Source organism: Rhizobium sp. K102, from assembly GCF_022385315.1.
Taxonomy (GTDB): Bacteria; Pseudomonadota; Alphaproteobacteria; order Rhizobiales; family Rhizobiaceae; genus Rhizobium; species Rhizobium croatiense.
In genome coordinates this window covers 2,495,502-2,514,181 of the sequence record NZ_CP092436.1, presented here as the reverse complement: position 1 = coordinate 2,514,181, position 18,680 = coordinate 2,495,502, and the positions used below count along the sequence as shown (strand labels likewise).

The following is an 18,680-nucleotide window of genomic DNA, read 5'->3' as shown; positions in this document are numbered from 1 at the left end:
TGGCCAATGCTCTCCCGGCTTCATGGGCTTTGCTCATGGGGTAGGGGGAAGCTTTGGCCGGAACCCTCCCTCACCAGCCTTCAGGAACGGGAAAGAGATGGAAGAGAGAAGGAAGGAAAGATATCCAGGATAACACGCGCGCGGCGGTGACCGGCTCGGAGGCGCGTCGCGGTCTTTCTGTTTCGATGCTTGCGTTCGAAGGCTCGGTTCCAGGCGGGCCGGTGTCGCAAGCGCGCCGCAGAGCTTTGCGCGCGGTGACTGGGGCGGCGGCGGGACGTCCGATGCCCTTCGATCGGCTCACCTCAATGTAGCATCACCCGCGCGGCGCCGAAAGCGATGAGCAGCACGGCAAGGCTCACGATATAGAACCAAATTCTGCCGGCGCTTGAGGAAGGGCGTCGTCTTGATTCTATTTCGCAAGAGCTTGGCGTTTCGCTGGAATGGCGAGTTCTATGTCTTGGAACAGATTAGTGTATTAGAGAAATCCGCATTCTCACATCTCGATCACAGAGCGGCGGACGCGGCCGATGATGGTGACGGCGCCCTGGAATTCCGGCGGCGGCACATCCTCGTAGGAGGCCGGCTGGAAGGGCGGGTTGTCGTTTGGGCGGTAGCGCTTGTAGGTCGCAGCCCCGGTCTCGTCGGCGACGACGTAAAGCGCGTTCGGCGCCAGGCGCTTGTCGCGGCGGTTGACGAAAATGATCGAGCCCGGCGGCGAGATCTTGTTCATCGAATTGCCTTCGACCTCGAGCGCGATCCAGTCGCCGTCGGGCAGGTCGAGCGCGGCGACCGTCGGGAATTCCGAGAAGTCAGTGATCGGCGCCTGCTCGGTCAACTGGCCGGCGCTGACCCAGGAGATCTTCGGCACGTCGGCAACGGAGACAGGCCGCTCTTCCGGATCGAGCGCGTCGCCGGTTCCGAACTGCAGCCAGTTGAGATTGACCTTGAACGCCTTGGCATATTTCTTCGCGTCGGCGATGCCGAAGCCGTTGCGGCCCGACTCATGCGCCTTGTAGACATTGGCGTTCCAGCCGAAACGATCGACGATCGCCTTCGGCCCGGCAAAGCCGGCGTTCTTCCTGGCCATGACCAGACGCTTTGCGCGTTCTTCGCGCTCAAATTGTTCCTGATCTTTCAACATGATATAAATTATACCCTAAAAAAAGGTACATGTAATGCCCTAAATCGCTTGACGTGCGAGGTATTTTACGTACCCTTATCGCCATGACACAAGCACATATTATCAACAATCGGCCCCGGCTTTCGGGCTTTGCCAATCATCGGCGCGCCCGCTACACCGGCTGCCCGACCTGCGGCAGGGCGCTGTCGATCGCCGAGGTGATCGAGCGCCATTGCGAAAATTGCGGCCGGCAAACCAAGCCGGAAGAGATGCGGCAGACGACGATCTTGCCCTCTTCCTTGCCGATCACCAGATCCGACAGCCTCACTCCTCCCTGACGGCTATCGGTCGCCGGCGTCGTCGCCCTCCCTCGGCGACGCCGGCATCTCCAGGACGCGAACTCGTCGCGGCCATAGGGCAACAGCCCTGAGACGACGACCGGAGCCCTTGCTCCCGCAACAGAGCCGGCTCCTGATGTCAGCAACGAACTCGAAAAATGAAGGACGGCCAAGGCCCGCTTTGCCGGGGGCATCCGGCCGCGTTCCGAGGGAAAGAGGATCAAGCGATGAGCATCGCTCCAGCCTGTCAAAGCACACACATGAGCGCTCTCGAGCTCTTCCGCTTCGGCCGGGACTATATCGAAATCGCGAGCATCCTCGGCATGTCGGTGCCGGCCGTGGAAACGGAGATCCACCGGCTGCGCAGCGCCGAGAAGGGCGACACCGCCCAAGAGGATTACGCCGTCGGCAAGGTCCGGCGGTTTGCCGGCCGCGCCGCCCGGCCGGGCGCCTCGGTCAATTTTGCCGGCGGCCGGCACAGGCTGCCGGTTTGAGCGGGCGAGCGGAAAGGGATGCGCATGGAAAAGGAAACGATGAACAAGGACATCATGGACATCCTCAGCCCGGTGCTGGGGCAGGAGTTGGCGGCGGCAATCATCGAGCATCGCAGCCGCACGTTGAAGAAGCCGCTGACGGCTTACGCGGCGAAGATCCAGGTCAAGGAATACCTGAAGACCGGCAATCCGGTCGAGGCCGCCGAGATGCAGATCCTGCGCGGCTGGCGGGCGATCAAATCCGACTGGTATTTCAATGAGAAGGCGAGGGAAGCGGGATCGAGTGATGCGAACACGGGCAGAAGGACATTGGTCGATGCCGCAAGAGATTTCCTCTCCGGTGACGATCATAGCGGGGATGCTTTCGGGCTTTCCGGCCTCCGCCGGCACTGATCCCGACATGCAGATCCGCGCCTATCTCGTCGCCATCGACGGCATTCCGGCCGAGGCGGTCTGGCGCGCCGCCAAGCTGTTCCTGTCAGGCAAGGTCAGGGACCATAACCGCGCCTTCGCCCCGAGCGCCGCGAGCTTTGCCGAAGCCGCCCGCCAGCAGCAGGCGGTGATCTCAAGGGAAAGCCGGCCGCCGATCGAAGTGCGGCCCGAACCGCCGCAGCCGAAGGTCGCGGCTTACAAGCTGCAGCTGCTGAGACAGGCGGCGAACGGCAGCCTGAACGCCAGGCGAGAGCTCGCAGACATGTTTCCCGACAACCCGGTCATCGCAAGGGCCGCACGAGACGCACAGGAGATAGCGCGATGAGAGACCTGTTCTGGACGGAAGACAAGATCGCCGAGGCGCAGAAGTTCTGGCAGGCGGGCTTCTCGGCACGGGAGATCGCCGAGCTGTTCGGCTCGAAGAAGAACACCGTCATCAACATGGCGCACCGCAACCGCGACAGGTTTCCCTCGCGGCAGCAGGCGCTGAGGCCGCCCGACGCTGAGGTGTCCGCGCCGACCCGCCATCCCGACCGGGTGACGCGGGTGACGCTGTCCGGCGCCCATGTGACGATGCCGCGCGTGCCGACCATCGACGGGCCGGCGCCATGAGCGCCGTCACCCCGCGCGAGCGCGAAATCATCGGCTGGATGGCGGCAGGCAAGACCGCTGCCGAGATCGGCGCCATCCTCGCCATCTCGCCGATCACCGTCAACACCCACATTGCCAATGCCAAGGCGAAACTCGGCGTTTTCAAGGAGACCGCCCTGGTCGCCGCGGCACTCCGAAACGGCATCATTCGATAGGAGGACATCCCATGGGCGGCAAGGCCACCAAGGTGAAGACACAGCGGGTAAACAAAGGTGCCGGCCGGCCGCGCAAGGCGAATGTCGAGCGTTTCCCCTGCGGCAAGATCAAGCCCTTCGAGACCGAGAAGGACAATGTCAGCGTCGCGGTCGCCGCCCGCCGCCGCATCCACGGCTTCAGCAGGACGGTTGATGACGAGACGGTCAGGAGCCCCTATGCCGGCTATACCCTCGGCCGCATGTTCCTCGACGGCGTGATCACCGACGAACAGCGCCAGGCCGGCGACGACTATGCCGAAGCGATGGCCCGCTACCACAAGACAACAGGTATCCCGGCCCCGAGCCCGAGGGCGCAATCGCTCTTTGCCGTCAAGGGCCATGAAGGCGAGGTGACCGAAAGCCTCGCCGAGCGCGCCCGCAAGGCCAGCAACCGCATGATGGCGCTGCAGGCGATCCTGCTAGCCTGCGAGGACGGCCCGCAGGTGAAGAGCACCGTCTATAACGTCGCGGTGATGGACTACGAACATCTGCGCCACATGCCGCCGCAGCAATTGCTGTGGCTGCGGCGGGGGCTGATCGCGCTGCGGAAATCGAAAGGCGGGTGAGCCTTGTTGCGGCAGAGTTCACCCCCTCCGTCGCCATCGGGCTTGACCAGCTAATGTCCGGTTCATGGTGATGATTTGCCCCTCACCCTAACCCTTGCCGGGGTCGAGACCCGCGGCTCGACCCCGGTCGGTGGCGGCAGCCGGATGAGGGGCAGCCCTCGCCGATCTCCCATGCTGGCCTCGTCGACTGCGGCCATGGATTGCTCCCAATGCCTGGGGTGACAAAGGGGGCGCCTCCGAACCCGCGGCAGACCGGGAACCGAGAGACGGGTTCGGTTGTTAGAAAGCGCACAACTGAAACCGTCGGAGGCAGCAGATGAACCCGAAAAGCACGTTGAGCATTGCCGGCCATCCGATTCATCCGATGTTGATCCCGTTTCCGGTCGCCTTCTTCGCCGGAACGCTGGTCACCGATATCGTTCACAGCCAATCCGAAAACCCGTTCTGGCCGGCCGCGTCGAACTGGATGCTCGCAGCCGGCCTCGTCATGGCGGCACTGGCGGCACTCGCCGGGCTGACCGACTTTTTGGGAGATGCCCGCATCCGCGCCTTGCGGGATGCCTGGCTCCATATGATTGGCAACGTGATCGTCGTTCTGATCGAAGCCGTCAGCCTTTGGCGCCGGCTCGTACAAGGTCCCGATTTCATCGTCCCAACCGGGCTGGTGCTGTCTCTTCTCGCCGTTGCGCTTCTTTTGTTCAACGGCTGGAAAGGCTGGGAAATGGTCTACCGCCACCGGGTCGGCGTCAAGGAAGAGACTGACATCCGATGAGGTGAGGCAGAGGGCCGCCGAGCGGCTGATGGACAACTTCCGTGCTGCTTTCCCGCGCTCCCACGCAAACATCTGCGCCTGATGCCGCAGCAGCTGCTATGGCTACGGAGGTTGACAGGTGCGGCGGAGATCGGGTTGGCCCAGTTTAGAGGGGCGGGCCGCACAGAGTATCGAAGTGCATGGCTGTGTTACTAGCACCTCCGCACGGCCCACAATACTTACGATCGGCGAGGCTTCTTGTTCCCGGCGCCGACACAATATTCCGGCCAGCCTCGTCCGTCCCGTGCCGCGGCCGTCACTCCAGCGCTCAAAGAAACGTCGTTTGATGCCTAGACAGAGGAGCGCGAACAGCAGGGCGAAGCCGGCATGGCGGCGGATTCAGCCGAGTGCGCCCTTCGGTTGCAATCGTACTTCCACTATCGCCCTCAAGCTGCCATGTGCGTATTCGAATAGAGACCACAACGGCAGAGTTTCGTGCTATGATCGCGACGGCTTGAAGCTCGGGTTCGACACTGGGAGGTAAGGGCAACCGGCGTAAATGCGGCGCAACCGCTGGATCTCGACCTGTCGCGATTCTGCTCAGGCCGGATCGCCCTCCATTCGTCACCCAGGTTGATCTCTCGGCTGTCATAGCAAGGTGACAGGATGCCTCCCTTGGCCCTGCCTGCGCCGTCCAGGATCTCTGATGCCAAAATGCATCCAAAAAATGATTGGTAGCAACGTCCATGCAGCGAGCACGGTACCACCTAAGAGATCTCCTATTTGCCAGGGGAAAAGCAGTGAAGGTCGGTGAGCTCCTGTGCAGGCAGGAAACGATCGTCAGGAGGTCGCACGACAACGGCAAGTCCGTGGACGCGGACAATGAGCTGCTGATGCGACTTTACGATCGCAAGCGCCGCATCATCGATCGCGTGATGAGGATTGAAGCCGCGCTGGACGTCAAGTCGTGACGTTAGAGAATCTTTTCAGGGGCGGGAGGTCGAGATGGAACTGCGGGAAATGAGCGATGACGCCTGCATAGCGTTCTTGGCAAGCCACACATTTGGCCACCTCGCAAGCATGGGTGAGCAATATCCCTATGTCGTTCCGGTCCACTACGCCTATGACTCGCGTAAGGTCTTCCTGTTCTCGATGCCCGGACAGAAGGTAGACCAGCTTCGAATAATCCCCTTTGCCTGTCTTCAGGTGGAAGAAATGGAGAAGGACAGAATGTGGAAAAGCGTTCTGGTTCAGGGCCGTTTCGACGAACTGCCGGACATTCCTGCGAGGCGCAACGAACGCCTCCATGCATGGTCCTTGCTAGAGAAGCGGCCATTCTGGTGGGAACCCGGATCCTTCGAACTCAGCGCCGGCGAAGGCGGCGATAGCGGCAGCCCGATCTTTTTTAGCCTGTCCATCGACGTGATCTCTGGCCGGCAAGTCGCGCACCGCGCCTAGAATTGGTCGAGAGAAAGAGCAGCGAATGAAAAGGGGTACTGCAGCGTGAGCCATACTCAGAGCCCACGCTGCTTTCGACCACCGTCGAAACTCTCGGCTGTTCAGGATAAGCCTATCGCTGCGTCTTCAGTTGGCTCGTGCAATTTTGAGAACATCACTGTCGCTTCCGGTTCCCTCGCCGTACATCATGAAGCGAAGCCTCGACAGAGATTTTGGGCCGTGATCGCGCTTGGCGACGGAGCCGTCGAAGTTTCCCTCGACGATTGACAGTCCCAATGGTTTTCGAAGGCGGGTTCGGACGTAGCCAAACATGGTTCGTCCTTTCAGGTTGGGGCGGAAGCTGTGTCACTTTCCAGTCGGAGCCGCCCGTGAAAGGTTGGCCACGATAGGGTGGTTATGCGCCGGTTCATCCCCAGGCGCAACCTTTCCTTCGTAATCACATTAGGCGAAAGAGGCCGGGCAATCGAGAGCCCACCGCCTGTTTTCGGGCGGGATGCTGAAACGCTTCAGTACAGTTCACAGCATGATGTCCGCTGACGGCGCGAGGCTGACGTTCGGCAACTTCGGCCTTTACGACCGCTTCGCGCCGCATATCGGTCGCTACCGCAGGCGGCTTTTACCGTGTTTCCGTCGTGGTGATCGAAAAGATCGACTGTGGGCGGCCACCGCGATGAACCCGCCGCGGTGGCGACATGGCCGGGAAGCCGGCCCGCCGTTGATCAGAGGATGAGATCCGAATCCGTCAAGCCCAGGTTCGTGCCAGTCAAGACGATCGTCATTTCGTCGGTATTCGCGTCACCCTTGGTATCGAAGTGCATGGCTGTGTTATCAGCACCTCCGCACGGCCCACCATACTTACGATCGGCGGAATATTGCCTTCACCCCCTTGGCGCAATGCGGCCGCCGGAGGTCCCGACATGGATACGGCCCAGCGATCCGCCGAAACTGTTCAGACCGCTCGAACTTCGGCAAGCCGCTTGATGGCGTACTCGTCCTGCCAGCAGACGGCGGCTTCCCATGCGGCTGACGCTTGCGCGGCGATGTCGTGCGCGCCGCCGTCGAGACCGGCAGCGTTGCCGGGCAGCACCAGGTCGAGGTCGGGAACGTCGACATGTGACTCGTCCCAGTCGATCAACGCGACCCCTTCGGCGGTCATGCGGACGTTGCCGGTGTTGTTGGGGTTGCCGTGGACAACGCATGTCTGCCGTCCAATGAGCCGCGCCCACGCTGCTCGGCATCGAATAACGCCCTCGGGCGGCATCGCGGTAAGGTTGATCCTCGTTCCCGTTTCGGCGTGAAGGAGGTCGGTCGACGATCGCCAGCCTGGGCGCTGCCGCCAGCCCCGTGTCAACCGATGCAGCTCGCGGAGCGTGTCGGCCACGCGACGCCAGTCGGACTGCGTCTCGGGCGGTCCGCCCTCCATGTATTTCATCACCACCAGACCGTCCACGAACAGCCGGCCGTCACTCGTCGGGATCGGCACTGGAACGCGCATGCCTTCACTGTCGAGATATTGGATCAGCTCGGTTTCCCATGCGAGATCGGCGTCGGTCCTGCGGCCGAGACGACCGACCGCGATCTGCCCGTGGACGCGAACGCTCCACACGTCGTTGGCAACTCCACCCGTCAGTCGTTCGATGCGAACCGCGTCTTTACCCCATTGTCCGAGTGCTTCCCATCCCATGGCGAGACCCTTGGCGGCGATGATTGAATCGGCGGCAGAAATAGAGAAAGTTTAAGGCGCCACGATGTTCGCGTCCGGTCAGGCCGCAGGGGGTTTCGATGATCGCAATCTGCCCCAAGCGGTCATTGCGGAGGATTTACCGTTTAGTCTGGTTCAGGTGCCGGAGTGGCTGACAACCTCGTGGCTGGCTGGGCAGGCGGAACGAAAACGGTTTGAACCCTATAGGCAGGTCGCCAAACCTCCTTCCCACTTCAATCGACTTCATGCGGCTGCTCGCCGAATGTCGTCGCAATGATCCGATGCGCGGGATGATCTTTACCGAAAGTTGCAATTAGCTCGAAGGAGCCAGCGGTCGGGAAGTGTACATGCCTTTAATGACGGAAGCCGGACGAACCCTTTTCGTTGCCGCTCTATGAGAGTATTTTGCACTCAAACTGTCTCAACTTTGCGGTGGAGAGTGGCGGTGTTTATGGACGGCCGTCGCAAGTTCCTGCTCTTTTTAGTCGTCGCATCCTGTCAGATGGTGTTCGCGCCACGATCAGGTGCGGCGGACGATATCGTGACGATCGACAGCGGAATGCTGAAGGGTGAGAGGTCGGGCACGGTCGTCAGCTTCAAGGGCATACCCTATGCGGCGCCACCGGTTGGTGATCTGAGATGGCGCAATCCGAGACCGATCGAGAAATGGAGCGGCACCAGGGATGCCCGCGATTTCGGTCCGTCCTGCATGCAGACCGACGACCTGCCGAAGTCCGAGGATTGTTTGACCCTCAATGTCTGGACGCCCGCCAAGCGTCTCCGGATACTGCTGCCGGTGATGGTTTGGATTCACGGCGGCGCTCTTGTCCATGGAAACACCCCTCAATATCCCGGCAGCCAGCTGGCCGCCCGGAAAGTCGTGTTCGTCAGCATGAATTACCGCATGGGTCGATTGGGTTATTTTGCCCATCCGGCACTCACGAAGGAATCCCCTGACGAGCCGGTCGGCAACTATGGTTACATGGATCAGCTGGCCGCCCTGAAATGGGTCCGGCAGAATATCGAAGCCTTCGGCGGCGATCCGAAGAAAGTGACGATCTTCGGAGAGTCGGCCGGTGGCGGCTCGGTGATGGCGCATATGATATCGCCGTTGTCACGGGGGCTTTTCCGGGGCGCCATTCTGCAGTCACCGGGTCTGCCGACCGCGCGTGCTGAGGTCACGCCCTTGTCATCTTTGAGGGAAGCAGCAAAAACCGCCTTGGACTATGCGGCGTCTCTCAGAATCGACGGCAGCGATGCCGACGCTCTCACCGCCCTTCGGGCGCTGCCTGCGGAAAAGCTGACCGAGGGTGCATCGGCAGAAGAGGTGCTGGCGGGAATGGCGACAGGCAAGCCCGTCGTCGGCATCTCAGGCGCGATGATTGACGGACGGTTTTTGCTCGAAACGCCGGAAGCAGCTTTTGCGGCGGGCCGCCAGGCGCCGGTTCCGGTCATCATCGGGGCAAATGATCGCGATCTCGGTCTCGGCCAGGCAGCGACGAAAGACGATCTTTTCGCGCTGTTCGGGAGCCGTGCGGCCGAAGCCCGCAGCCTCTACGATCCCAGCGGCCAACAGAGCCTCGATGAGCTGAAGCAGCAGGTTCTGGCCGACAGAACGATTGTCGAGCCATCCCGCCACCTCGCTGACGAGATTGCCCGTACCGGTCAGCCGACGTGGTGGTATCGTTTCTCCTATGTCGCCGAGGCCTTACGCAATGATCCGACATGGAAAGGCACGCCGCACGGCTTCGAAATCCCCTATATTTTCGACATGCCAAACGCACTGGTGAAAGACAAGGTGACGCCAGCCGACTGGGCCATGGCCACATTGGCGAGTTCTTACTGGGTGGGGTTTGCTGCGAATGGTGACCCCAATGCAGGCTCACGGCCCAAATGGCCCAACCACAACGCGGCCGTCGACAGGCTCATCGACTTCACCAATCACGGCGTGACGGTAGGAGCCGATCCGCTGAAGCTCCGGCTCGACCTCTGGCAAAGCCATTGGGAGGAGAAGAAGTGACGGCCCGATGCACAGGGCGAGGCCGGCATAGAGGTGCATGCAGACGTCATCCACGTCCTCATGCCTTCACCGCCGAGACGAACAGGAACCGCGGCGTGGTCGTCAGGCTCTGATAGCCCTGCGGAAATATTCCCAATTTATCAACCGCCGGTGGCCGACCTCGTCCTTCGAGGCCCCTGCGGGGCACCTCAGGATGAGGTCGGAGAGAGGCCGCGGCACTCTCCAACCTCCCTCATCCTGAGGTGCGCAGGCCAGAGGCCGGAGCCTCGAAGGACACGCTCCAACGCGGCTCCTTGCATCAGAATTGCATCTGCTCCGGCGAGGCTGGATGATCGGAAGACGACTAGCTTCAGGTGCCGGAGTGGGTCGCTCATGTCAGGAGGGTCGCTGCGAGGCCGCAAGACAGACGCGCCTTCAGGACGTCCTATTCATCCCGGAAGGCTCGGTTGAGCTGGTCGGTGAGCGGTTTGACGAAATAGGATAGCGCGGTACGCTCGCTGGTCTGGATGAAGGCCTCGGCCGGCATGCCCGGCAGCAGCGTCAGGCCATCCAGCTTCTTCAGTTCTTCAGGCGGCACCGCTATACGCACGAGATAGTAGGAAAGCCCGCTGCGCTGGTCGGTGGTGAGGTCGGCGGCGACGAGGCTGACATGGCCATTCAGCTCCGGCGTGGTGCGCTGGTTGAAGGCCGACATGCGCAGCACCGCCCTCTGGCCGATCTGGAGTTGATCGATGTCCTTCGGTGCGAGCCGCACTTCCAGCGCCAGGCTGTCGTTTTCCGGCACGATCAGCATGATCGGATCGGCCGGCGTCAGGACGCCGCCGATCGTATGCGCTTGGAGCGAATGGACGATGCCGGACTGCGGCGCGATGATGTCGGTGCGCTTCAGCTCGTCCTCGGCGGCAATCTTGCGCTCGACATACTCGCCGATCTGCGCCTGCGTATCGCGCAGTTCCCGTCCGACCTCGGCCTTCAGATCCTGATCGACCTGGAGAATCTGGAGGTTCGTCTCGGTGATGCGGCCGGCAGCCTGCGCCTGAGCGGCGATCTGCTCGCCGCGGTCTCCGCCGAAGGTGGCGCGCTGGGTCTTGAGGCTGTTCAGCCGCTGGTCCGACACCGCACCCTGCATGCGCAGCGAGGTGAGGGAGGCGATTTCCTTGTCGAGCACCTCGATGCCCTCGCTATAGGCGATCTCCTGCGCCTTCACGCCCTCGATCTCGTGCTGGTACTGAAGAATGCGTTCGCGCAATTGCGCCGTCTTGCTTCGCAGCGCCTCGCGGCGGATGGCGAAGAGCCGTTCTTCTCCGCGCAGGATCGCGGCGATTTCGGGATCGTCGCGCCGAGTGAGCAGGCTGTCAGGGAACACGATCGCCGGCAGGTCGTCGCGTTCGGCCCCGAGCCGCGCGAAGCGCGCCTGGAATTCATCCAGCCTTCGTGTGACGATCGCCAGATTGGCGCGCGTCGCCGTGGCATCGAGCCTGAGCACCACGTCGCCGGCTTTCACCTCCGAGCCCTCGTGAACCAGGATTTCGCCAACCACGCCGCCGGTCGGATGCTGAACCTTCTTGACATGGGAGTCGACCACGAAACTGCCGGAAGCCACCGCGGCTCCGGCGAGGTTCGTCGTCGATGCCCAGCCGCCAATGCCGACGACAAGGCCGCCACAGATCACCAGGCTCGCGAGCAAGTGCCGGCGAATGGAAGCGGAAAGGCTGCCGTCCCTGTCAGTCCCGGTCATGGATGTCCCCCATCGTCATTTTGTTTCAAGCGCTGCCAAGCTGGTATTCGGCGTCTCTCGTCATCGTCTGCGCGCCGTATTCGTCTGGAGCCTGTTACCTGCCTCTGCACGGCCCCTTGCCGGAGCAGGAGCCACCTGCAGAACCTTTGACAGCACCTCGTCTTTCGGACCGAAGGCGCGCTGGCGGCCACCCTCCATCATCAGCACCTTGTCGACGACGCTGATCGCGCTCGGCCGGTGCGCGACGACGATCGCGATGCCGCCGCGCTCGCGAACCGAGACGATGGCCCTGACCACGGCTGCCTCGCCCTCGGCGTCGAGGTTGGCGTTCGGCTCGTCCATCACCACGAGGAAGGGATCGCCGTAAAGCGCCCGGGCAATGCCGATACGCTGGCGCTGACCGGCCGACAGCGCTGAGCCGCCTTCGCCAATGCGGGTCTCATAGCCCTTCCCGAAGGAAAGGATCAATTCGTGCGCGCCCGCCGCTTTCGCCGCTGCCACGATCGCCTCCGGATCGGGATCATCCTCGAAACGGGCGATGTTCTCGGCGATGGTGCCGTCGAACAGTTCGACACCCTGTGGCAGATAGCCGATATGGCGGCCAAGCGCCTCCTTGTCCCAATGGTCGAGGCTCGCCCCGTCAAGGCGGACATTCCCGGCCGCCGGCGCCCATGCCCCGACCAGCACCCGTGCGAGGCTCGACTTGCCCGAGCCGGACGGCCCGATGATGCCGAGAGCGGTTCCGCGCTGCATGACAAAGCCGACGCCGGCGACATTCGGCCTGCGTTCCCCGGGGGAATGATGGTGAGCTCTTCGGCGCGCAGTTCCCGCACCGGCTTCGGCAGCGGCAAGGCGCTCGGTTGTTCCGGCACCGTCTTCAGCATCTCCTGCAGCCGGGCCCAGCTCTGCCGCGCCATAAGGAAGGGCTTCCAGTTGGCGATGGCGAGATCGACCGGGGCAAGCGCACGGCCCATCATGATCGAAGCGGCGATCATCACGCCGGGCGTCGCGACCTGATCGATGACCAGCCAGGCGCCGACGCCGAGCATTGTCGATTGCAGGATCGCGCGCAACGCCTTGGCAAGGCCGCCAAGGCCGCCCGTGACATCGCCCGCCCGGCGGTTCGCCTTGAGATAATCGGAATTGGCTTTCTGCCAGCGCGCGCCGATCCGGCGCGAAAGACCCATCGCATGGACGACCTCAGCATTGCGGCGAGCGGCTTCCATCAGCCCGTTGCGGGCCATGTTGTGGGCCGTCACCTCCTGGATTGCCTTCTGCGACAGCATGTTCGTCAGCAGCGTCAGCGACACCAGCACGATCGCCCCGGCAAGCGCCGTCATGCCGAGCCAGAAATGGAAGATGAAGCAGATGGCGAGATAGAGCGGGATCCACGGAAGGTCGAAGAGCGCCGTCGGGCCTGCGCCCGACAGGAAACCGCGCACATTATCGAGATCGCGCAGCGGCTGCAGGCCGTCGCCGGGCATGCGGGCGATGAGCGGCAGGCGCGTCACCGCCGCATGCACCCGGTCGGACAGGTCCCGGTCGAAGCGCTCGCCGATGCGCAGCAGGATGCGCGAACGAAGGATGTCGAGCGCCGCCTGAAAACCGTAAAGCCAGAGCGCGAGAACACCGAGGCCGACCAGCGTCGGAACGCTTCCGCTCGCCAGAACCCGGTCGTAGATCTGCAGCATGAACAGCGGCGAGGTCAGCGCCAGCAAGTTGATGACGAGGCTCGCGGCGACGAGACCGCCGAAGACGCTGAGGTTCAGGAAAGCAAACATGATACTTCTTCTTTCAAGTACCGCAGGCGGCTTTTACCCCGTTCTTCCGTCGTGCTGATCGAAAGATCGGCTGTAGGCCCGCCACCGCGATGAAACCGCCGCGGTGGCGACAAGGCCGGAAAGCTGGCCGCCGTTTTGATCAGAGGAGGAAATCCGAATCCGTCAAACCCAGGTTTGTGCCTGTCAAGACGATCGTCGTTTCGTCGGTATTCGCGTCCCCATTGGTATCGAAGTGAAGGATCGTGTTGCCGCCGCTTTCCGTGTACCAGGCACCGTGGGCCGTCACCGTTGTTCCACCCCAGGCGAACGCTTGGTCACCCGGCGTGCTGGGGTTGAGCGTATACGCGTCGAGCCCGCTCACATCGATCTTGTCAAACCCATGGTGGAAGTCACGGATCGTGTCCGGGGCGACGGACGTGCTGTCGCCCGCTGAGGTAAACACAAATGTGTCATTGCCGGAGCCGCCCCAAAGGTCATCCTGCTCGCCGCTGCCATTGAGCGTGTCGTTGCCGGAGCCCCCGTACAACGTGTCCAGGCCTTGGCTTCCGATCAGTATGTCGTTACCTGCCTGGCCGTAGAGCTTATCGGCCCCGTTATTTCCATTCAGCGTGTCGTTACCTGCCTGGCCATAGAGGATATCACCGGAGTTGCCGCCGCTGATTGTATTGTCGGCCGCATTTCCGACCTTGGTATCGACACCGTTGGTTTCGCCCCAATTTGTCGTTGTGGCGGTCGCTGTGTCCGTATCGTGGTCATTGCTCGTATCGCTGTCGCTTTCGATCACGTCGGTGATGCCGAGATGGAAGTTATGCGAGGCGTCCGGCGTGCCGCCAACCGTTGCATCATTCACAACAACGGTCACGTCGTAGCCGGCCTTCGCCTCGAAGTCCGCGCCACCGTTGAAGTACAGCGCGCCATTCAAGATCGTGAATGAGGCGACGTCACTTCCAGACAGCGACAGCACGTTGCTTCCGGAATCGACATCCGTCACCGCGATATCGGCAACTTTGATCACGCCCCCATTTTCGGGCGTCGACGTGACTGTGTTCGACAACACAACCGCCGACGGAGCATCATTGACCGCCGCCAGCGTGAAGCTCTGGCTTGCCGGCACACTGCCGCCATTGCCGTCGGTAACGGCGTAGCTGAGGCTGACCGGGCCGTTGTAGTTGGCATCAGGCGTGAAGGTCCAGGTGCCGTCATTGTTGTCTATCAGGGCGCCATGATCGGCGGTGAGGCCGGCGACCGACAGCTGGTCGCCGTCGACATCGGTGAAGCCGGCCAGCAGGTCGGCGGTGCTGATCGTGTAGGCCGTGTCCTCGGCCCCTGCCGCCAGCGTCGCTGCGTTGCCGCTGAGGACGGGGGCGTCGTTGACCGCCGCCAGTGTGAAGCTCTGGCTTGCCGGGACACTGCCGCCGTGGCCGTCGGTGACGGTGTAGCTGAGGTTGACCGGGCCGTTGTAGTTGGCATCAGGCGTGAAGGTCCAGCTGCCGTCATTGTTGTCGACCAGGGCGCCATGATCGGCGCTGAGGCCGGAGACCGACAACTGGTCGCCGTCGACATCGGTGAAGCCGGCCAGCAGGTCGGCGGTGCTGATCGTGTAGGCCGTGTCCTCGGCCCCTGCCGCCAGCGTCGCTGCGTTGCCGCTGAGGACGGGGGCGTCGTTGACCGCCGCCAGTGTGAAGCTCTGGCTTGCCGGGACACTGCCGCCGTGGCCGTCGGTGACGGTGTAGCTGAGGTTGACCGGGCCGTTGTAGTTGGCATCAGGCGTGAAGGTCCAGCTGCCGTCATTGTTGTCGACCAGGGCGCCATGATCGGCGCTGAGGCCGGAGACCGACAACTGGTCGCCGTCGACATCGGTGAAGCCGGCCAGCAGGTCGGCAGTGCTGAAGGTGTAGGGCGTGTCCTCACTGCCCGCCGCCAGCGTCGCCGCATTGCCGCTGAGGACTGGCGCGTCGTTGACCGCATCAAGCGTGAAGCTCTGGCTTGCCGGGACACTGCCGCCGTTGCCGTCGGTGACGGTGTAGCTGAGGCTGACCGGGCCGTTGTAGTTTGCGGCCGGCGAGAAGGTCCAGGTGCCGTCGTTATTGTCGACCAGGGCGCCATGATCGGCGGTGAGCCCGGCGACCGACAACTGGTCGCCGTCGACATCGGTGAAGCCGGCCAGCAGGTCGGCGGTGCTGATCGTGTAGGCCGTGTCCTCGCTGCCTGCCGACAGCGTTGTCGCATTGCCGCTGAGGACTGGCGCGTCGTTGACGGCCGCCAGTGTGAAGCTCTGGCTGGCCGGGACACTGCCGCCATTGCCGTCGGTGACGGTGTAGCTGAGGCTGACCGGGCCGTTGTAGTTGGCATCAGGCGTGAAGGTCCAGGTGCCGTCATTGTTGTCTATCAGCGCGCCATGATCGGCGGTGAGGCCGGCGACCGACATCTGGTCGCCGTCGACATCGGTGAAACCGGCCAGCAGGTCGGCAGTGCTGAACGTGTAGGGCGTGTCCTCGCTGCCTGCCGACAGCGTCGCTGCGTTGCCGCTGAGGACCGGTGCATCGTTGACCGCATCAAGCGTGAAGCTCTGGCTTGCCGGGACACTGCCGCCATTGCCGTCGGTGACGGTATAGCTGAGGCTGACCGGGCCGTTGTAGTTTGCGGCCGGCGTGAAGGTCCAGCTGCCGTCATTGTTGTCGACCAGGGCGCCATGATCGGCGGTGAGGCCGGCGACCGACAGCTGATCGCCGTCGACATCGGTGAAGCCGGCCAGCAGGTCGGCGGCGCTGAACGTGTAGGGCGTGTCCTCACTGCCTGCCGCCAGCGTCGCTGCGTTGCCGCTGAGGACCGGGGCGTCGTTGACCGCCGACAGCGTGAAGCTCTGGCTTGCCGGGACACTGCCGCCATTGCCGTCGGTGACGGAGTAGCTGAGGCTGACCGGGCCGTTGTAGTTGGCATCAGGCGTGAAGGTCCAGGTGCCGTCATTGTTGTCTATCAGCGCGCCATGATCGGCGGTGAGGCCGGCGACCGACAGCTGGTCGCCGTCGACATCGGTGAAGCCGGCCAGCAGGTCGGCGGTGCTGATCGTGTAGGCCGTGTCCTCGGCCCCTGCCGCCAGCGTCGCTGCGTTGCCGCTGAGGACCGGGGCGTCGTTGACCGCCGCCAGTGTGAAGCTCTGGCTTGCCGGGACACTGCCGCCATTGCCGTCAGTGACGGTGTAGCTGAGGTTGACCGGGCCGTTGTAGTTGGCATCAGGCGTGAAGGTCCAGCTGCCGTCATTGTTGTCTATCAGGGCGCCATGATCGGCGGTGAGGCCGGCGACCGACATCTGGTCGCCCTCGACATCGGTGAAACCGGCCAGCAGGTCGGCGCTGCTGATCGTGTAGGGCGTGTCCTCGCTGCCTGCCAGTGTTGCTGCATTGCCGCTGAGGACCGGGGCGTCGTTGACCGCATCCAGCGTCAAGCTCTGGGTTGCCGGCAGACTGCCGCCATGGCCGTCGACGACGCTGTAGCTGAGGCTGACCGGGCCGTTGTAGTTGGCATCAGGCGTGAAGGTCCAGCTGCCGTCATTGTTGTCTATCAGCGCGCCATGATCGGCGGTGAGGCCGGCGACCGACAACTGGTCGCCGTCGACATCGGTGAAGCCGGCCAGCAGGTCGGCGGCGCTGAACGTGTAGGGCGTGTCCTCACTGCCTGCCGCCAGCGTCGCCGCATTGCCGCTAAGGACCGGTGCGTCGTTGACCGCCGACAGCGTGAAGCTCTGGCTTGCCGGGACACTGCCGCCGTTGCCGTCGGTGACGGAGTAGCTGAGGCTGACCGGGCCGTTGTAGTTGGCATCAGGCGTGAAGGTCCAGCTGCCGTCATTGTTGTCGATGAGGGCGCCATGATCGGCGGTGAGGCCGGCGATCGAGAGCTGGTCGCCATCGACATCGGTAAAGCCGGCCAGCAGGTCGGCGCTGCTGATCGTGTAGGGCGTGTCCTCGCTGCCTGCCAGTGTTGCTGCATTGCCGCTGAGGACCGGGGCGTCGTTGACCGCATCCAGCGTCAAGCTCTGGGTTGCCGGCAGACTGCCGCCATGGCCGTCGACGACGCTGTAGCTGAGGCTGACCGGGCCGTTGTAGTTGGCATCAGGCGTGAAGGTCCAGCTGCCGTCATTGTTGTCTATCAGCGCGCCATGATCGGCGGTGAGGCCGGCGACCGACAACTGGTCGCCGTCGACATCGGTGAAGCCGGCCAGCAGGTCAGCGGTGCTGATCGTGTAGGCCGTGTCCTCGGTGCCTGCGACCAGGGTCGCCGCATTGCCGCTGAGGACGGGTGCGTCGTTGACGGCCGCCAGCGTGAAGCTCTGCGTTGCCGGCACACTGCCGCCGTTGCCGTCGGTGACGGTGTAGCTGAGGCTGACCGGGCCGTTGTAGTTGGCATCCGGCGTGAAGGTCCAGGTGCCGTTATTGTTGTCGACCAGCGCGCCATGATTGGCGGTGAGGCCGGCGACCGACATCTGGTCGCCCTCGGCATCGGTGAAGCCGGCCAGCAGGTCGGCAGTGCTGAACGTGTAGGGAGTGTCCTCGCTGCCCGCCGCCAGCGTCGCCGCATTGCTGCTGAGCACAGGCGCGTCATTGATGCCGTTGATCGCAACCGTCAGCGTGCCGACGCTGAGCGTACCGTTCGACATCTTGATCGTGTACTGGATCGTGTCAGTGAAGGTTTCTCCGGCATCGAGCGCGTTGATCTGGGCGCTTAGACCGGCTGCGTCATAGTGGATCTTGTTGTCACTGCCGATCCAGAATGTTGCTCCCATCTGGCTGGTTTGGCTGAAGCTAATGCCGACGCCGTCCTGGATCAGCAGGTCCTTGTTGTAGTCGACAAACGCCTTGTTGGTAACGAGGATGGCTGCCCCTCCGTCGTCGTTTTTGACGCCGTCATCCGCCGAATAGATCGTCGTCTTCACTCCGCCGCCGCTTGCGCCCAGGACGTCGAACGTGAACTGAAGGCTGCCGTCCTCGGTGCCGGATTGCGTCAGATCGGCTGCCGCACCTGAATTCGAAAACGTCACGGTCGTGCCTGATACTGTCGTAGTCGCCATTTACAATTCCCCCAGTGATACTGCGGACGACGGAAGTGTTTGTCGCCCAATTACTATTTCTAATCTGGGTGCCCCACCACGTCGCCGAAGAAATCGCGGAATAAACATGCCCAGCTGCAAGGTATATTATATTCTTCCAAATAGTAACCTAGAAGATGCATAAAATGTTACAAACTATACAATAGAGTTAAGTTGCCTGTGCATAAACTCGTTCGCCAATTCATATGATTATTTGGGCCAGCATCCAAATGGCCCGCAGTTTCCGCTTATCGACACGCAAGAGTTCCCCGCCACCGACGGCGTGGTGCGGTACGCGGTCAAGGTTGGGCCTGCTGCGGGAACTCTGCTCAACTCTCAGAAACGCGAACGA

At 62.7% G+C, this 18,680-nt stretch carries 15 protein-coding genes and 1 pseudogene; 11 read left to right on the top strand and 5 right to left on the bottom strand.

Going from position 1 to position 18,680, the window contains the following annotated elements; translation table 11 throughout:
• Positions 1-493: 493 nt before the first annotated feature.
• A complete protein-coding gene (locus tag MHI61_RS18460; protein ID WP_009995064.1) occupies positions 494-1,141 on the bottom strand; it encodes a S24 family peptidase in 648 nt (215 codons plus the stop codon).
• A gap of 83 nt (positions 1,142-1,224) precedes the next feature.
• Here MHI61_RS18460 and MHI61_RS18455 point away from each other — a divergent pair, with 83 nt between their 5' ends.
• The 10 genes from MHI61_RS18455 to MHI61_RS18410 all read left to right on the top strand — a co-directional run bounded on the left by MHI61_RS18455 (position 1,225) and on the right by MHI61_RS18410 (position 6,004).
• Positions 1,225-1,458, top strand: coding sequence for a hypothetical protein (locus tag MHI61_RS18455; RefSeq protein WP_239790012.1), 234 nt, complete (start codon positions 1,225-1,227; stop codon positions 1,456-1,458).
• 227 nt (positions 1,459-1,685) lie between these two features.
• The gene (locus MHI61_RS18450; protein WP_239790011.1) at positions 1,686-1,952 is read left to right on the top strand and encodes a hypothetical protein; all 267 of its coding nucleotides are present in this window, start codon (positions 1,686-1,688) and stop codon (positions 1,950-1,952) included.
• 24 nt (positions 1,953-1,976) lie between these two features.
• Positions 1,977-2,345, top strand: a complete 369-nt coding sequence (locus tag MHI61_RS18445; RefSeq protein WP_239790010.1) for a hypothetical protein — start codon at positions 1,977-1,979, stop codon at positions 2,343-2,345.
• Positions 2,311-2,709: a hypothetical protein gene (locus tag MHI61_RS18440; protein ID WP_239792872.1), complete on the top strand. Its 399-nt coding sequence runs from the start codon at positions 2,311-2,313 to the stop codon at positions 2,707-2,709. Before MHI61_RS18445 ends, MHI61_RS18440 begins: the two co-directional genes overlap by 35 nt.
• The gene (locus MHI61_RS18435; protein WP_239790009.1) at positions 2,706-2,996 is read left to right on the top strand and encodes a GcrA family cell cycle regulator; all 291 of its coding nucleotides are present in this window, start codon (positions 2,706-2,708) and stop codon (positions 2,994-2,996) included. Before MHI61_RS18440 ends, MHI61_RS18435 begins: the two co-directional genes overlap by 4 nt.
• Positions 2,993-3,190 carry a helix-turn-helix transcriptional regulator gene (locus tag MHI61_RS18430; protein WP_064681729.1) on the top strand — a complete coding sequence of 66 codons (198 nt, stop codon included), beginning with the start codon at positions 2,993-2,995 and terminating at the stop codon, positions 3,188-3,190. The genes MHI61_RS18435 and MHI61_RS18430 overlap by 4 nt, the downstream gene beginning before the upstream one ends.
• Positions 3,191-3,201: 11 nt before the next feature.
• Positions 3,202-3,795 (top strand): hypothetical protein, encoded by a 594-nt coding sequence (locus tag MHI61_RS18425; RefSeq protein ID WP_239790008.1) that lies wholly within the window; start codon positions 3,202-3,204, stop codon positions 3,793-3,795.
• 316 nt (positions 3,796-4,111) lie between these two features.
• Positions 4,112-4,567 (top strand): DUF2231 domain-containing protein, encoded by a 456-nt coding sequence (locus tag MHI61_RS18420; RefSeq protein WP_239790007.1) that lies wholly within the window; start codon positions 4,112-4,114, stop codon positions 4,565-4,567.
• Positions 4,568-5,346: 779 nt separating this feature from the next.
• Positions 5,347-5,517 carry a hypothetical protein gene (locus tag MHI61_RS18415; RefSeq protein ID WP_239790006.1) on the top strand — a complete coding sequence of 57 codons (171 nt, stop codon included), beginning with the start codon at positions 5,347-5,349 and terminating at the stop codon, positions 5,515-5,517.
• Between the two features lie 34 nt (positions 5,518-5,551).
• Entirely contained in the window at positions 5,552-6,004 is a 453-nt protein-coding gene (locus tag MHI61_RS18410) for a pyridoxamine 5'-phosphate oxidase family protein (protein WP_239790005.1), read from the top strand.
• A gap of 949 nt (positions 6,005-6,953) precedes the next feature.
• On the opposite strand, the gene MHI61_RS18405 is transcribed toward MHI61_RS18410, so the two are convergent.
• The gene (locus MHI61_RS18405) at positions 6,954-7,688 is read right to left on the bottom strand and encodes a phosphotransferase (protein ID WP_239790004.1); all 735 of its coding nucleotides are present in this window, start codon (positions 7,686-7,688) and stop codon (positions 6,954-6,956) included.
• 463 nt (positions 7,689-8,151) lie between these two features.
• Here MHI61_RS18405 and MHI61_RS18400 point away from each other — a divergent pair, with 463 nt between their 5' ends.
• Positions 8,152-9,726 carry a carboxylesterase family protein gene (locus tag MHI61_RS18400; protein ID WP_239790003.1) on the top strand — a complete coding sequence of 525 codons (1,575 nt, stop codon included), beginning with the start codon at positions 8,152-8,154 and terminating at the stop codon, positions 9,724-9,726.
• Positions 9,727-10,150: 424 nt separating this feature from the next.
• On the opposite strand, the gene MHI61_RS18395 is transcribed toward MHI61_RS18400, so the two are convergent.
• The 3 genes and pseudogenes from MHI61_RS18395 to MHI61_RS18385 form a co-directional block, all read right to left on the bottom strand.
• Complete coding sequence (locus MHI61_RS18395; protein ID WP_239790002.1) at positions 10,151-11,464, bottom strand: HlyD family type I secretion periplasmic adaptor subunit; 1,314 nt, start codon at positions 11,462-11,464, stop codon at positions 10,151-10,153.
• 60 nt (positions 11,465-11,524) lie between these two features.
• Positions 11,525-13,245, bottom strand: a pseudogene (locus tag MHI61_RS18390) (type I secretion system permease/ATPase).
• 139 nt (positions 13,246-13,384) lie between these two features.
• Positions 13,385-18,310, bottom strand: a complete 4,926-nt coding sequence (locus MHI61_RS18385; RefSeq protein WP_239790001.1) for a cadherin-like domain-containing protein — start codon at positions 18,308-18,310, stop codon at positions 13,385-13,387.
• Positions 18,311-18,680: the final 370 nt, after the last annotated feature.